13 protein-coding genes and 1 pseudogene are annotated in these 15,478 nt (G+C 54.0%); 10 read left to right on the top strand and 4 right to left on the bottom strand.

Annotated elements, in window-relative coordinates; all coding sequences use genetic code 11:
* Positions 1–68: 68 nt before the first annotated feature.
* Positions 69–533, top strand: a pseudogene (locus O1V65_RS23150) (iron-containing alcohol dehydrogenase); the annotation flags it as partial.
* A 618-nt stretch (positions 534–1,151) separates the two neighbouring features.
* The gene (locus O1V65_RS09580; RefSeq protein WP_026110563.1) at positions 1,152–2,345 is read left to right on the top strand and encodes an aminotransferase class I/II-fold pyridoxal phosphate-dependent enzyme; all 1,194 of its coding nucleotides are present in this window, start codon (positions 1,152–1,154) and stop codon (positions 2,343–2,345) included.
* An 85-nt stretch (positions 2,346–2,430) separates the two neighbouring features.
* On the opposite strand, the gene O1V65_RS09575 is transcribed toward O1V65_RS09580, so the two are convergent.
* Together O1V65_RS09575 and O1V65_RS09570 are read right to left on the bottom strand one after the other, a co-directional pair.
* A complete protein-coding gene (locus O1V65_RS09575; RefSeq protein WP_192503588.1) occupies positions 2,431–4,050 on the bottom strand; it encodes an ABC transporter substrate-binding protein in 1,620 nt (539 codons plus the stop codon).
* Positions 4,051–4,312: 262 nt separating this feature from the next.
* Positions 4,313–4,660 (bottom strand): YebG family protein, encoded by a 348-nt coding sequence (locus O1V65_RS09570; protein WP_192503589.1) that lies wholly within the window; start codon positions 4,658–4,660, stop codon positions 4,313–4,315.
* Positions 4,661–4,969: 309 nt separating this feature from the next.
* Here O1V65_RS09570 and O1V65_RS09565 point away from each other — a divergent pair, with 309 nt between their 5' ends.
* Entirely contained in the window at positions 4,970–5,908 is a 939-nt protein-coding gene (locus O1V65_RS09565; protein WP_017492174.1) for a 2-hydroxyacid dehydrogenase, read from the top strand.
* Positions 5,909–5,916: 8 nt separating this feature from the next.
* Here the strand turns inward: O1V65_RS09565 and O1V65_RS09560 are convergent, their stop codons facing one another.
* Entirely contained in the window at positions 5,917–6,915 is a 999-nt protein-coding gene (locus O1V65_RS09560) for a nitrilase family protein (protein ID WP_084912942.1), read from the bottom strand.
* 113 nt (positions 6,916–7,028) lie between these two features.
* On the opposite strand from O1V65_RS09560, the gene O1V65_RS09555 reads away from it, so the two are divergent.
* The 6 genes from O1V65_RS09555 to O1V65_RS09530 all read left to right on the top strand — a co-directional run bounded on the left by O1V65_RS09555 (position 7,029) and on the right by O1V65_RS09530 (position 13,932).
* Positions 7,029–7,883, top strand: a complete 855-nt coding sequence (locus O1V65_RS09555) for a LysR family transcriptional regulator (RefSeq protein ID WP_269130457.1) — start codon at positions 7,029–7,031, stop codon at positions 7,881–7,883.
* Positions 7,884–8,289: 406 nt separating this feature from the next.
* Positions 8,290–8,820, top strand: a complete 531-nt coding sequence (locus tag O1V65_RS09550) for a Csu type fimbrial protein (protein ID WP_017492171.1) — start codon at positions 8,290–8,292, stop codon at positions 8,818–8,820.
* A 28-nt stretch (positions 8,821–8,848) separates the two neighbouring features.
* Positions 8,849–9,571 carry a fimbrial biogenesis chaperone gene (locus tag O1V65_RS09545; RefSeq protein WP_017492170.1) on the top strand — a complete coding sequence of 241 codons (723 nt, stop codon included), beginning with the start codon at positions 8,849–8,851 and terminating at the stop codon, positions 9,569–9,571.
* Positions 9,543–11,915 carry a fimbria/pilus outer membrane usher protein gene (locus tag O1V65_RS09540; protein WP_269130456.1) on the top strand — a complete coding sequence of 791 codons (2,373 nt, stop codon included), beginning with the start codon at positions 9,543–9,545 and terminating at the stop codon, positions 11,913–11,915. The genes O1V65_RS09545 and O1V65_RS09540 overlap by 29 nt, the downstream gene beginning before the upstream one ends.
* A 27-nt stretch (positions 11,916–11,942) precedes the next feature.
* A complete protein-coding gene (locus O1V65_RS09535) occupies positions 11,943–12,917 on the top strand; it encodes a Csu type fimbrial protein (protein ID WP_026110562.1) in 975 nt (324 codons plus the stop codon).
* A gap of 40 nt (positions 12,918–12,957) precedes the next feature.
* A complete protein-coding gene (locus tag O1V65_RS09530) occupies positions 12,958–13,932 on the top strand; it encodes a Dyp-type peroxidase (RefSeq protein WP_241528252.1) in 975 nt (324 codons plus the stop codon).
* A gap of 75 nt (positions 13,933–14,007) precedes the next feature.
* Here the strand turns inward: O1V65_RS09530 and O1V65_RS09525 are convergent, their stop codons facing one another.
* A complete protein-coding gene (locus O1V65_RS09525) occupies positions 14,008–14,421 on the bottom strand; it encodes a DoxX family protein (RefSeq protein ID WP_084912944.1) in 414 nt (137 codons plus the stop codon).
* Positions 14,422–14,529: 108 nt separating this feature from the next.
* Between O1V65_RS09525 and O1V65_RS09520 the strand changes: the two genes are divergently transcribed.
* Entirely contained in the window at positions 14,530–15,438 is a 909-nt protein-coding gene (locus O1V65_RS09520) for a LysR family transcriptional regulator (RefSeq protein ID WP_269130455.1), read from the top strand.
* Positions 15,439–15,478: the final 40 nt, after the last annotated feature.

The following is a 15,478-nucleotide window of genomic DNA, read 5'->3' as shown; positions in this document are numbered from 1 at the left end:
ACAGAATTATTAATCATTTGAATCATTCTCCACCGGGTGATATCGAATTAATCGAATAGGTTATCAACGTGTTTGCTATTAAATCCCCCCTTACTTATCTCCATCAACCCGGTTTACGCGCCCACGTTGGTGAATATATTTCTTCACTGGCTAAGAACATTGCGATTATTACCAGCCAGACGGCATGGAAGTCGGTTAATCCTGAGCTTGAAAACAGCCTTCAGTCGCACAATATTGCCTATCAGGTTGAATTTCTTAAAGGTGAATGTACCGAAGCGGCGATTGCCGAACATGCTGGCAAAGTAAAAGCGCAGGGGGCCGGAGTTGTATTAGGCATTGGCGGAGGCAGAGTGCTGGACACCGCGAAGGCGGTAGGCAATCGGCTCGACAACGTTGCCATCATCACGTTCCCGACGATTGCCGCGACCTGCGCAGCCTGGTCACCCGTGACCGTGTTGTACAACGAAGCCGGTGGGCAGGTGGGCGGCCTGCCGTTGCACCGAATGCCGGAGCGCGTTTTTGTCGATACCGAAGTGATCGCTAAAAGTGACGTTCGTTATCTCAAGGCCGGTATCGTTGACTCATTGGCTAAATGGTACGAGTTCCGCCCGTATCAGCAGAAAAGCGCAGAAAGCCTGGCGCTCAACTTCAAGGTGCAGGCGGCGCGCTATGCGGCCGAGGTGTTTGACGAGTTTGGTCGGCAGGCGGTAGAAGACAACCTGCACCACCGCGTGACGCCGGCGTTGATTAAAGTTATCGATGCCAACATCGCCGCCGCGGGCATGGCCAACAGCATGCGGGATGAATTCTCGTCGCCGGGCGTGGCGCACGCCATTCATAACCGTCTGACCCATCAGCCCGAGGTGCACGACTGGCTGCATGGCGAAAAGGTGGGCTTTGGTCTGCTGGTTCAGTCATATCTTGAAAGCGGCAGTGAAAAAGCCGACGCAAAACTGGTCGCGCTTTTAAAGCAATTCGATGCCCCGCTGCAACTTCCCGAGCTGCACGGTAATCGTGCCGAGACTCTGCGTGTGATTGCCGAACAGGTCGAATTCCCGGCTCAAGTTGCTGCACGGTTGCCGTTTGTCTTATCGCCCGCCACGCTGTTGAAGGCGTTGCAGGCAACCGAAAATACGGCTCCCAGCGCGCTTATCCTGTCCGAACGCATCCAACGGGTGACGGTTTCGGGGATTGCCAAGGCCAAACAGCTTACCGATAGCCTGAAGGAGGCGGGGGTCGATATTTTGGATATGACCACGGGCGAACCCGATTTCGACACCCCGAATCACGTCAAGCAGGCGGCCTATGCCGCCATCGAGCGTGGTGAAACCAAATACACGGCGGTGTCAGGCATCAAGCCTTTGCGTCAGGCGGTGCAGCGCAAACTTCAACGCGAAAACCATCTGGCGTACGACATCGACCAGATTGTTATCGCCAACGGGGCCAAGCAGATTATCTTTAACACTTTCGCCGCTACGCTGAATAAGGGAGATGAGGTATTAATTCCCGTACCGTTCTGGCCCAGCTTCCCGGATAGCGTGCGTTTCAACGGCGGGACACCGGTATTGCTATCCTGCCCGGTTGAGCAGGAATACAAGCTGACGCCCGCACAGCTTGAACAGGCGATAACGCCGCAAACGCGTTGGCTTGTTTTTAATAACCCGAGTAATCCGAGTGGGGCGGTCTATGATCGGACCGAACTGACGGCGCTAGCGGAGGTTATTCGCCGCCATCCGCAGGTCTGGGTATTGCTCGACGAACTCTATGAGCACGTGCTGTTTGACGAGCGCGAGCATCTCGGCCTGCTTAACGTTGCCCCTGACCTGCGCGAGCGTGCGCTATTAGTCGGCGGTGTCTCTAAAACCTATGCCATGACCGGCTGGCGCATCGGCTACGCTGCGGGTCCGAAAGCGCTGGCGCAGGCGTTGGCGCTGGTGCAACTGCAAACGACGTCGGGCGCCAGCTCGGTGAGTCAGGCCGCGGCGGTGGCGGCCTTTGACAGCGGCCTTGACTTCCTTAAGCCTCAGGTCGCCGCCTACCAGTACCGTCGCGACGTGCTGGTTGACGCGTTGTCGAAAATTGAGGGCCTGAAGCTGCTGTCGCCGCAGGGGGCGTTCTTTGTATTCTGCCAGTGTGAAGGGCTGCTCGGTCGCCAACGTCCAGACGGCAAAGTTTTAGCCAGCGAGGCGGACGTGGTCGAGTATATTCTTGAGAACGGTGTCTCAGGCGTCGGCGGCAGCACGTACGGATTATCGCCTTATTTCCGCCTGTCGATTGCTACCGACAATGCCACCGTGGAAGAGGCAGGGCGGCGCATCACGGCAGCTATTGAGCGGCTGAAATAAACGCGTAAAAGCGCCGCACTTCCTGTGCGGCGTGTATTGTTAACCCCGATTAATGAGTGAGGCAGCGATGCCTCACTCATTTTTGTTAATGCTTGCTCACCCAGACGTCGTAGGCGTTTTCAGGGATCTGTCTGAAGGTACGGAACCCAATGCCGTGTACATAGGACGCGGCGGCAATCTCGTCGTCCGGAGCATAGAGTGGAATCACCAGCGCCTGTTGCAGGAGGGCATAGTTCTGCAACTGACTGTAAATGGCTTTACGTTTAGCCTCGTCTAGCGTTTGTGCCGCTTCATTGAGCCATGCCGAGACTTTGGGATCGTCGGTGCGGCTGTAGTTAATCGCTCCTCCGGCGTTGATCGGCAGGTAATGGTTTTCGATGTCCAGACCGTCGGTATCGTCGTGGGAATTGGCGATGGAGCCGTAGTTACCGTTTTTGATGTACTGGAAGTAGGTGCCGGGATCGACGTAGCGGATCTTTAGCTCAATCCCTAGACGCTGGCGGGCCTGCGCCTGTAGCGCCTCCAGCAGCACGTCGCGCTGGTCACGCACCGTCACCTGAGACTGGACAACCAGAATGCTCAGACGTGCGCCGTTTTTGGTACGAATGCCGTCTGAGCCCTTGGTCGTCCAGCCTGCTTCATCGAGCAGTTTGTTCGCCAACTGCGGATTGTTGCCGTATTTGCCTTCAATGCTTTTGTCATAAAGCGGGTCGATGGGCGAAGTAATCCCCCAGCTGTGAATGCGGTGGCCGCGATAAATAGACGTCAGAATACCTGCAACGTCAAGCCCTTGCAGCAGCGCCTGACGCACGTTCAGCTCCTGCGTTGGGCCATCTTTGACGTTCAAAAACAGCGAGTAAGGCGTGCCGGTATTCGGCGCACTTTGATAGCTATAGTCTGGGTTGTCAATGAACTCTCCGGCGTCGTTACCGGAGATACCCTCGATGGCATCCACCTGACCGGAGAGCAGTGCACCGGTACGCACCGACGACTCTGGCAGAATGCGGTAGGTGATGCTGTTGAGGTAAGCCGGTCCCTGATGCGCAGCATTGCCGGAGGACCAGTGATAGTCCGGGTTACGTACGAAGACAATCTGCTGATTCTTGTCCCAGCGCTTGAGGATAAAAGGCCCGGTTCCCGCGATATCGGTACCGCCCGACTTCAAATCTGCCGCCTTCCACGAGGACGGAGAAATAAGTTTCAACCAGCTAATATAAGACAGGAACGGGCTATAGACCGCCTTGAGGGTGACCACCACGGTATAATCGTCCGGCGTTGCAATATTGGCAATGCGCGAGCCTATCACGCACATTGTTGAGCCGGCGCAATAGGTCAGGTTCTGAAGATTTTTAAAGTTCTCGGCAACCGCTGAGGCATTAAATTTCTCGCCGTTCGAAAATTTCACGTCCTGGCGTAAATGGAAGGTATAGGTTTTATGGTCTTTACTGATTTCATAGCCGGTTGCCAGCCATGGAATATAGCTGCCGTCGGCTTTACGCGCCAACAGCGATTCAAACGCCGCTCGCTGAACTAATTCCACTTTGGTCTGCCCGTTAAACTGTGGATTCAGCGTCGTGGGGTTGGTTTCAATGCCCCAGATAAAATCTCCGCCCTGTTGCGGTGTTTGCGGGGAATTATCGGCGGCATAAAGAGGATGGAGGGCGGAAATAACGAGTAAAGAAATTGCACTTATTGAATATTTCATAAAGTTCTCATCAAAAGATCAGGCAATTATTCCCGAGGGTGATAAATAAGAAGAGCTAATCATGGTAATTACGGCTTATTCAAAGAGACGGATTATTATTGATGAGCGGGTTTTATGAGTAAAATCACAATAATTGCTTAGGAATGAAAATAAAAAGCTTAGGTTTACGTTATTGAGGGTGAGGAATAGAGGTTTTATTCCCTGACGCCGGAAATACTTTAGCGCCAGGGAAGGGGGTGTTCATTTTCAACGATGATAGCAATCAGGCGGCTTTTACCGCACGGATTTTCTTCTCGCTAACGGCATTTTCAGCATCAGGCTGCTCGGCAGCGGGCTGGATTTCTGCTTTGTCTGATTCTGCGTTGGCATCAGCATCAGGAACCTTGCTGGTGCGCAGAATATGCTGAACCGCCTCTTTCTGCTCTGCAAAGAACAACCCCATGCTTTCTGCCTGCGTTTCGTCTAGCTCAAGGTTACTCTGCAATAACCAGTCTGAGAACGCTTCGGCCATGTCGAGCATTTTGTCATAGGCATCGGCTTCTTTTTTACTGGCAAAAGTCATTTTTTCTTCACCTTTTCTAACGACAACAAATTTTGTTTCAACAGCCATGGTTTACTCCTTATACTGTAATTATGTACAGTGTATCAGACGCGCGTGAAAAGTGCAGCCTCTGATGGCAATTTTTGTGAGGCGAGCAAGGAATTCGCCGACGGTTCGCCGGGGAGTTGTTGTTAGAAGGAATAACGTCATTCTGGCATTATGTTGGCCTGATTCACCGGCCATTCAACGGATGCCCGGCTTTTTTATGCCTTTTTAGGGCAGATGTTTCCATTCTGATTACAAAGACATTATTGTTTATTGCGATAACAATCACTCTATCTCGCGCCCTTGCCCGCGCGACTCGAAGGAATGGATTTAATGACCCCACAGATTGCGTTGCTGGTTTTAAATACCCTTACTGAAGAACATCAGGCGAGGGTGGCGCAGGCCTGCGACGCCACCTTTGCGCAGACCGACGAATCGCGCGCTACCGCTATTCGGGAGAAGGGCGCTGAATTTAGGGCCGTGCTTACCATTGGGCTGCTTGGCCTGACGCGTGAAGAGATGGAGGCCATGCCGAAGCTGGAGATTATTTGCTGCATGGGCGCGGGGTACGAAGGCATTGATATTGAGGCCGCCCGAGCGCGCGGCATCGTGGTCGTCAACGGGCGTGGCACGAATGATAACTGTGCGGCCGACCACGCGATGGGGCTGGTCATTGCCACCGTGCGTAATTTCCGCAGACTCGACAAACTCTGCCGTGACGGCGTCTGGCGGACCTCCATTCCTCAGCCGACCAACGTGTCGGGTAAACGCATGGGAATTTACGGATTGGGCACCATCGGCGAGAAAATCGCCAGACGCGCGCAGGGGTTTGATATGGCGATTGGCTATCACAATCGGCGCGCCAAGGCAGACTCGGCCTATCGCTATTTTGATAACCTGCTCGACCTCGCTGCATGGTGCGACATTCTGGTTTGCGCTGCCCCGGGCGGTGCCGAAACCAAACACAGCATTGATGCTGCGGTGCTGGAAAAACTCGGGCCAGAGGGTTATCTGATTAATATCGGGCGCGGCAGTTTGGTCGAGACGTCTCTCCTCGCCGCGGCCCTGCGCGACGGGGTGATTGCGGGGGCGGGAATCGACGTCTATGAGACCGAACCCCAGCGCCCCGAGGCATTACTGGACCTCGACAATCTGTTGATTACGCCGCACCTCGCCGGTTGGTCACCTGAGGCGACGCAGGCGCAGCTGAGTCTGTTCCTCGCCAATCTTGAGGGGCATTTCACCGGCAGCGGCGTGCTTTCACCGGTCTAAAAAGGCGATTATTCGCCAGGCTTGTCTCCCCGCTCCGGCACTTCCTCGGAGAACCGGGCGGTAATGGCATCGCGCTCATAGCCTTGTCGCTCGGTCAAAATGTGGTAAAGCTCTGGACGACGGCCGTGGATCCAGCGGCGTCCGGTGCTCATGGCCATTAACGACAGGTCGAGGCTGGCGCAGACCATCGCGTCGGCTGCCGCGCAGGTTTCGTCAATAATGCGGCCGTAAGGATCTAAAATCATCGCATTGCCGGTACGCACTTCGTCATCGTCAGCCCCCACGCCGTTGCTGAATAAAATAAACAGTCCGTTGTCGTGGGCACGGGCCGGTAACCAGCGCAGCAGCCATTCCCGACCGTTCGCGCCTCTAAAGGCGGCGGTAATCTCCTCTTTTCGGCTTTCTCGCTGCTCCCACAGCGCGACCGCAATAGGCTTCATACCGTGAGGGCTGCGCGAGTGAGTTCCACCGGTCTGATGAGGCGCTAACAGGATATCTGCTCCCAACAGCGCCGTCGCGCGCACGTTTTCGACCAGGTTATTATCCCAGCAGATCAGTATTCCCACCTTCACGCCCCATGGGGTATCAAAAACCGTGAAGCTGTCGCCGCTGCTGATGGCCGGGTGCTCAAAAGCATGCAGCTTGCGGTGGGCGTGCAAAGTACCGTCCGGCAGGCAGGCGACGTAGGTATTATAAAGGCGCCCGTCATCCGCGCGCTCAATCAGCCCGGCACCAATCAGCATTTGATGCCTGATTGCCAGAGAGCGAATTAATGCCACCGAGGTGCCGGTGTCGAGAGGTTCAGCCAGCGCGTGGACCTGCGCCGACGTCAGTTTGGGCACGTGCCAGTATCCCGTGATGCACATTTCGGGGAAGGTCAGGATTTTCACGCCCTGAACCGCCGCCTGTTCGATAAATTTCTCCATCATCAATAAGTTGTATTTTTTATTGCCCGCCTGATGCTGAAACTGTACCACGGCAGCTTTTAAAGACTTTGATTCGCGCATTTCTGTTCTCCAAAGGCAGTGAGAGGGATTATTTACACCGGTAGTAGAGCAGGGCGGCTGATAACTTTATAATGAAAGCTTTTCGTCTCCTGATAACTTATTGGAATGCAAAAATGAATCTGCGGTTGCTCAAAGCCTTTGTGACTCTGGCAGAGAAGGGGAATTACGCCGACGCAGCGCAGACGCTGGCGGTCTCGCAACCGGCGTTGACCAAACAGATCAATCTGCTCGAGTCGACGATTAATGTGGCTCTTTTCTCACGCGGAAGGCAGGGCACCTCACTGACTGCGGGCGGGAAACGGCTGCTGCCCGAGGCTGAGAAGGTGCTCAAACAGGCGGGGTTATTTTTGCAGCGTGCCGAGGGTGTCGCGAAGGGTGAAGAGGGCATGATGGCAGTAGGGTTTGGGCTCTCGAGCTTTACCTTTGCGCCGCAGTGCATTGCGCATTTTCGGCGTCATTACCCTGGGGTAAACGTTTCGCTGGAGGATCTGCCGTCTTCGCAGCAGGAAGAAATGCTGCAAAGCGGCGTGCTGCAGGTTGGTTTTGTTCGCGTTCCGCCGAAAGCACCGCTGGAGTATCGCGCGCTGTTCGAGGATAGGCTGGTGCTCGCCGTGCCGGAAGAAAGCGCATTAAACGTGGAACAGTGGCTGGCAAAACTGCCGTTACTCAGGCTTTACACCGAACGAGGCCGTGGACTGAACCTGCAAACTGACCTGTTTTTGCAGGCCAATCGGCTTCATCCGTCTTCAAGCCAACAGGTAGAGGACATCCAGACTATCGTCGCGCTGGTGGTTGCAGGCATTGGCGTTGCGCTGCTGCCGCAAAGCGTTGCCCATATTGCGCCGACGGGATTTACGATGGTGCCGATTAGCGGTGAAACCACCGCTTGGCAGGTGGGTATCGCCTGGGACGGACAGGCGGAGGACCGTATTCGCGACAATTTTATTGCGACAATATTTTTGCAGTAAACCCGACAATGCCCTAGAGGAAGTGATACACGACGCCTCGAGAAGGGGAGAATTAAATGCGTCGGCGGTGCGGCGCGAGCTTGTCCTGCTAATTTGCGCTTATTTAAGCGATGACTCAAAAAAATATAAAGCCTGACTTAATTGATAAGGTATACGACAGTTTTAATCGCTAACCCTTGTGAGAGTAGGCGTGGCGTCCCATTTTTGGAACAGGGGAGGAGATTGTAGCAACAGCCCTGTTTTTTCAAAGTGTGCTTGCGATCCCAATAGCAGAGAGTCACTTCAATCTCCCCCTTCTCTTAAGGCAAATTCAATCTAGCATTACACATAATTTTACATTATCTTTACTAATGTGTTCATTCGCTCCATATCATAAAAAAATTGCTTTCCATCATGAGGGTTAGATATGAAATTAAAAATGGCACCACGCATTCTTTTGTCCTGTTTGGCTCTGGCCATGATCCCCTCTGCAAACGCAGCGACCGCAACCGGGACATTTCAGGTACTGATTACCATCCTCAAATCCTGTTCCGTAACGGCAGGGGCATCCTCAAACATTAACCTTGGCTCAGTCAATGCGGGGGCAACGGCTGCCGCAGGCAACAGCACTATCTCTGTGGACTGCTCAAGAACCACGCCTTATTACATCGGTCTGGCACCTTCCAGTACCAATGGCGGAACAACCACCGGCTCTGGCTCTATGTCCTCGGTTGCTAACTCAACAACCAACACCGACAAAGTGCCCTATCAGTTGAACCAGACCTCCGCAACGGGTGCCGTCTGGGGTAACACAGCGACCTCGACGAATGTCGGTAATGGCGTGGCCGGAACAGGGACCGGGGCTGCACAAACTTATACCGTCTACGCGACAGCAACCAGCACTAACTTTGCCCCTGACAGCTACGCCGATACCGTCACTGTCAACGTGAATTACTGATTCAAAAAGGTTCAATCCAGGAAAGGAGATGACGTTGAAATTGCTTGTGCGGCAGTTTGTTTTTGCATGCCTGCTAGGGACGGCGGTTTGGGGAACCGAGGCTGCGGCCAGCGGCCTGCAGGTTTCCCCGGTAAGTTTAACACTGACAGGCAACCAGAATGCCGGCGGCCTGTGGTTAAGCAATCAGGGAGATAATATTGTTAACGCGCAGGTACGTGTCTATCACTGGAGCCAAAGTAATTTTGCCGATACCTTGTCCTCTTCTCAGGGACTGGTAGTGAGTCCGCCTATGCTGACACTGGCACCCGGCGCTCGACAGTTGATCCGTATTATTCGCGTGGGCGCACCGCCAAATAATGTCGAAGACGCCTATCGGCTGGCTATTGATGAACTTCCTCCTGCCACGCTGCAAAAAAATAAATTGGAATTTGTACTGCATTATTCGTTACCCGTTTTTATTCAACCGGCAAGCAATCCTCCTACTTCGGTAAAATTGCAATGGACGCTGAGACATATCGGCAATAGTGATTTTTTGGAAGTTAATAATCAGGGAAATAGCCATGCTCAGCTATCCGCGATTACCTATATAAGCCCTAATGGTGCGCGCAAAGTCATCACCCCTGGATTATTAGGTTACGTTCTTCCTGGAATGACCATGCGCTGGATACTACCCGTCTCTAACGAGTATCTTAATCGCGGTAGCAAAATTGAAGTGTCAATAAATGGCGAAAAAACGCTACAGGATTTGTAATAACCCGCGCCATCTGGTGAAGGTTTTTTTACTGCATGGAATATTAATCTCGTCAGGGGCCATCGCGGAGGTCAATACTCCCGGCGGTCAGCCTGACGGTATTATTAATGACACAGCGCGTATTCCTGGTATTGACCTGTATCTTGATGTAACCCTAAATGGCAATCATTTGGGGTTAGCCCATTTTGGCGATGCCAATGGGAAATTATACGCCAGCGCAAATACCCTGCGGCAGCTGGGATTTCGGCTGCCTAAAGAGGCAACCGACGCCGTTAGCCTAAATAATATTGACCAACTCAAGATAGATTACGACGTTCAGCAACAGACGCTGAATATGACCGTGCCGTTGAGCCAGCTGGATTCCGCGACCACCGAGCTCAACGGGCTTAATATGCAAAGTCCTGCGGCAGCCAAATCGCGCGGCATGCTGCTCAACTACGATCTTTATGCCGCGCAGCAAAACGGCACCACGGCCAACAGTTTTACTGAATTTCGTGCCTTTAACTCCGAGGGCGTATTCAGTTCGACTCAGCTTACCCGCTATTCCGAGCAGACTAACAGCGGTTCTCAGGGCAACGAGTTTAGCCGACTGGATACCAGCTGGCGATCGTCATTCCCCGACAAACTACTGGCTGTCACCGTCGGGGATACCCTAACCAGTTCGCTCTCCTGGTCTCGCCCCACGCGCATTGCTGGTATTCAGATTGGCACCGACTACAGCCTGCAACCCTATCTGCGCACCGCACCGCTGCCGACGTTCCTCGGTTCGGCGACCTTGCCCTCCAGCGTCGAACTGTTTGTTAATGGCATGAAGTACTATAACGGACAGGTGCCGTCGGGTAATTTTGCCATCAATACGATGCCGAATATCAGCGGCGCCGGTAACGCACAGGTGGTGATGACGGACGCGCTGGGCAGAACGACGACACAGAATTTTTCTTTCTATAACGACCAGCAGCTGCTGCGTGAAGGACTCAAGGACTGGTCGGCGGAAGTGGGCGTGGTGCGTAAAAACTACGGTTATGCGTCCAACGACTATGGCAGCACGCCGGCGGCGAGCGGCACCTGGCGCTACGGCGTGAGCAACACCCTGACCACCGGAATACACTCCGAGGCGACAGACGGGCTGGCCAACGGCGGCGTGAGCAGCGACTGGATCCCCGGTTCGCAGAGCGGCACAATTTCCACCTCGCTGGCCTTCAGCACCGATCGGGGGCAGAGCGGTTCCCTTTACAGCGTGGGCTACCGCTGGGCGGGAACCTGTTTCAGCTTTGGGGCCAGTACAACGGCGACCACCGGCAATTATCACGACGTGGCGACGCATTATGGCACTGCGCCTCCCGCACTTAACAGCAACGTCGTGGTGGGTTACGACACGGGTTACCTGGGTAACGTCAGCCTAAGCTACCTGCAGTTTCGCTATCCGCAGGAAAGCGCCATTCGCTACGCCAATGCCAACTGGTTCAAATCGGTGGCAGAAAATGTCTATCTCAGCGCCGGTTATAGCCAAAATATGGATGACAAGAGCGACCGCAGCGTCTATCTGATGGTCTCCGTAACGCTGGATAATCGCATCACCGCCAGCACCACCGTGCAGCGTACCAACAATCAGACCGGCTATCAGGTTAACGCCAGTCAGTCGCAGCCGTCTGAGGGAGGCTGGGGCTGGAACGTGGCCGCCGACCAGCAGGATTCTCAGCAGAGCGGGCAGGGTGAGGTGGGTTATCTGGGGCGTTACGGTAATGTCTACACCGGATTCAACAACATGCCGGATAACCATTATGGTTATGCTGGGGCCAGTGGTTCCTTGGTGATGATGGGCGGCGGACTGTTTGCTGCACGGGAAATCACCAATGGGTTTGCGGTGGTCTCCACCGACGGCGTGCCTGATGTCCCGGTGAAACTGCAAAACAATCCGGTTGGCACCACCAATAACAGCGGACTGCTGCTGGTGACGCCGCTGAACAGCTATCAAAAGAACCTGTTGAGTATCGACCCGATGAGTCTACCGGCCAACACACGTATCACTCGCATTGAGGCCAACGCGACGCCGGGTGACCGTTCGGGAACGCTGGTGAACTTTACCATTGAGTCGGTTCGTGCCGCCCAGGTGGTGCTGACCGACGCGCGCGGCAAGGTTATCCCTGAAGGCAGTCAGGTTCGACTCAACGGTGACCAAAGTCAGACCGTGCCGGTGGGCTTCGACGGTATGGCCTATTTTGATACGCTGAAACAACATAATACGCTGCAGGTGACCACCAATTCCGGTACCTGTTCCGTTCAATTCGATTATCCGGCGAAAACCGAGGGTATTCCACAGATTGGCCCGCTGGCCTGTAAGTAAAGCCAGCGAGGTCAAGGAGTGATTAGGATGCGGTGTAGAAATCTGTTGCTGCTGGCAGGATTGGGGCTTTGCCCAACAATGAGTTATGCGCTTGCCTGTTCGGTAACCAACGTACAGTCCATCAATTTTGGCACGGTTAATCCGCTCTCGACCTCCAGTAGCAGCACCAGCATGACTTTTGGCTACAGCTGTACTCGAGGGGTTCTGGACGGCCTGCTGACCGCCGTCACTCTGTGCTTTAACATTGGTGCCTCGTCCAACAGCGGGCAGGTCACGACGCGCACCATGGCGAATACCCTCACGTCCTCCAATACCCTGAGTTACCAGCTCTATCAGGGGACGTCGAGCGGCACGGTGTGGGGGAGCCAATTTGTGGCGGGCACCACGCCTGCGATGGTCAACCTCTCTTCGCTGGTCGTCGGCGTTCCCTCAACCGGCAGTCTGACCGTGGCTGCGGTGTTGCCTCTGCCGCAAATTTCCGCCATCCCCGGCAGTTTTCAGGATATCTATTCCTCCGCTACTGCGATTGTCACCAGCAATACCGGGCTTCTGGTGCCACCGGGAAGTTGTGGAACGACGGTGGCAACTACCTTTGCCTTCAACGTCCTGGCGACGGTTGCCAAGCAGTGTACGGTTACCCCTAATGGCAACATCAGTATGGGGTCGGTCAATAGTACGGCAACCAATACCACCTCAAGCAACACGTTAAGCGTCGCCTGTAGCAACGGCACGGCGTATACCGTAGGACTGGTGCCATCAAACAGCAGCACCACGGGGAGTGGGGTGATGGTCACCAGCCCGAGCAACGGCGACCAGGTCCCTTATCAACTCAGTTCAACGGCGGGGCCTAATGGTACGGTGTGGGGAAGCGCCTCAACCAACCAGGTCGCGGGCACAGGAAACGGTTCAGCAACCAGCTATACTGTCTATGCCACCGTTCCCAGCGCCAACTATACGCCCGGTAACTATGCGGATACGGTGACGGTTAATGTGACCTATTAGACGTCATAATGATAAAAACAACGCCTTGCAGGAGGTATTTGTGAGCCAGTCATCTTCTTCCCCGCAGTCTATGGGGCGGCGCGCCCTTGAGACCGAGCCTCAATATATTAATTCACCGATGACCTCTGCCGCTGCCTTTTTGATTCTCGCCGTTAAGGACGACAGTCATTCGCTCGCGACCGTTCGCTCGGTCATCGGCAGTACCGACGATCTGATTAAAGATGTGCAGGTGCGAACTATCGAGGTGCAATTTACCTGCAATGTCGGGATTTCCTCTCGCATCTGGAGCGCGCTGAGCGGTAAACCGATGCCTAAAGAGCTTGCGCCGTTCAAGGAAATCAAGGGCGCTAAACATACCGCGGTGAGTACCGAAGGCGACCTGCTGTACCATATCCGCGCGGGCTCGGCTGACCTTATTATCGAGTTTGAAAAACTGCTGCTGGAAGCCTTTGGCGACAGCGTGACCGCCCTCGATGATGTCGCCGGATTCCGCTATTTCAACGGCCGAGACCTGCTGGGATTTGTAGACGGAACCGCCAATCCGGTCGGCCTTGCTTTACCCGAGGCGACGATCGTCGGTGATGAGGATCCTGATTATGCAGGTGGCAGCTACGTGGTGATTCAGAAATACCTGCATAACATGGCGGCATGGCGCGCGCAGAAGGTCGAAACGCAGGAGGCCATCATCGGCCGTACCAAGTTTGACAATGTCGAATTACCGGACGCAACCGAAGGGCAAAAGTCGCATAAGACGCTGTGCACCATTGAGGACAGTCAGGGTGAGTACGATATTTTGCGCGACAATATGCCGTTTGCCGTGCCGGGCAAAGGAGAATACGGCACCTATTTTATTGGCTATTGCCGTTATTTATGGGTGATTGAGAAAATGTTAGAGCGGATGTTTATCGGCAATCCGCCGCCGCTGCACGATCGTATTCTGGATTTCTCTACCGCCGTTTCCGGTGTGACCTTTTTTGTTCCGGCGCGTAAATTCTTGAGCGATCTGGGGGGATGAAATAAACCCTTCATGCTATGAAGCGGCATGAAGGGCCGTTATTGCCGCGGGATAAGGGGATATTTAACGGGTTGATTATTTACGGTCGAGAGAAAATTTACCCGGTCCGGTCACGGCGAGCAGTAATAATCCCCCTACGATGGCAATATTTTTATAGAAATTGATTTCGTTGGCATAGTGCGCCGCACCGGTTAGACCCCAGAAAGGGTGACCAATTAAACCGGTTGCAAGGGTATACACCGCCATAATCAGCGCCAGCGGACGAGTATAAAAACCTAAAATAAGTGCAATGCCGACGAAGAACTCCATCACTACGGCAATAATCGCCGCGACGGTTGGGAACGGCGCACCTACCGAACTCATATAAGTCACTGTACCGCTAAAGCCGGTTATTTTCTCCAGACCGAAAATAACAAATAAAAGCATGAGCAGAACACGAGCCACAAGAATGATAATATCGCTGTATTTAGCAACGGAAAAATAACGCATAAGTGCCTTCCTGGTTAATTAATTTATAAACTGAAAGTTACTTTAACTCTTTCGTCATTGCGCATAAACTCCGTAAATGAACAACATAATCCCATAAGTGGCATAATCATGAAGTTTGACCCAGCGGATATGGTCCTGTTTGCCTGCGTAGTGGAGGAAGGCAGTTTCTCGGGGGCAGCAGAACGTCTCGACATCCCGAACTCAACCGTCTCGCGACGGATTTCAACGCTGGAAAACCAACTGGGTGAGCGCCTGCTGGTTCGCACCACCCGCAAGATGGTGATTACGGAATATGGTAAGGCGGTGCTGCGCCATGCCCAGCAGATTTCAGCCGAAATGGAGTCCATGCTGGCACTCACCGAAAACCGTAAGGCCAAGCCGAGCGGATTGCTGAGAATATCGATGCCGGGTGATTTCTCGCAGAACATGATTGGAGCGCTGCTGGCGGACTTCATTGAAAAATACCCCGACGTGACGCTGGATATCGACTCCTCCCAGCAGCGGGTTGATATCATCAGTGAGGGCTATGACGTCGCGCTACGTATGGGCAATCTGCAGAATGATTCTACGCTGGTGGCACGACAGCTTAGCACCTTTCGCGTGGCGCTCTACGCCTCGCCCAAGTTTCTTAAAAAGAGCGGGGCGGTAAAGCATCCGCAGGAATTGATGCATCGCGCCGTGCTAAGGCTTCGAACGCGTGGAGGGGAGGTTTCCCCGTGGCAACTCATCCGGGGAGACGAGTCCTGGGAGGGCAGCCCTCCGATGCGCGCGGTGGCCAACTCGCCGAGTGTGTTAATCAATCTTGCCCGGCTTGGGGCCGGGATAACCAGTGTAACGACGCATTTCGCCCATCCATTTCTGGAAAATGGAGAACTGGTGAGGGTACTCGAAGATTGGGAGTGTCCCGGCGTTCCCGTGTGGGCGGTATTCCCCGGACGGCGCTTGATGCCCTCAAGAACCCGGGTATTTATCGACAGTCTGGTTGCCAGCTTTGGGAAGTTTACCTCAACCTACTGAACCCCAACCACGGCAGCGCGTGGTTGTTCAGCTTAACTCT

It is taken from the genome of Rouxiella badensis, from assembly GCF_026967515.2.
Classification (GTDB): Bacteria; Pseudomonadota; Gammaproteobacteria; order Enterobacterales; family Enterobacteriaceae; genus Rouxiella; species Rouxiella badensis.
This window is presented reverse-complemented; position numbering and strand designations above follow the sequence as displayed.